A 308-nucleotide genomic window follows, 5' to 3' on the forward strand; every position below is an offset into this window, starting at 1 on the left:
GAGTACTGGGCACCGTTGTCGTTTAAAAGCACAGCGGATGCAATCCAGGAGGTTCTGCAAAGCGGACGCATGCGCGGGGAAATCCTGATCATGGACACCCAGTACCCCGAGCAAGCACTGGCGACGAAGTATGCTCCGGCGGTCATTCAGCAAGTGACAACGCCTATCTGGCTCCCAAACAAGAAAGCCCAGGCCGAGAGCTACGCCAAGTTTGGTGTCACCGGCAAAGTGTTCGAGGCCGTGCGTGATATGGGGCCGCTGAGCCGGGAAATGGTGGTGCAGCAGGGTCACCAGACGGTGAAGCTGAA

The 308-nt window shown here is 58.1% G+C and carries 1 pseudogene; it reads left to right on the forward strand.

Features of this window, described 5'->3' with window-relative positions:
* A pseudogene (locus ABJ99_RS14510) lies at positions 1 to 308 on the forward strand (VirB4 family type IV secretion system protein); the annotation flags it as partial.

The organism is Pseudomonas syringae pv. cilantro, from assembly GCF_001293775.1.
In the GTDB taxonomy this organism is placed as follows: Bacteria; Pseudomonadota; Gammaproteobacteria; order Pseudomonadales; family Pseudomonadaceae; genus Aquipseudomonas; species Aquipseudomonas syringae_P.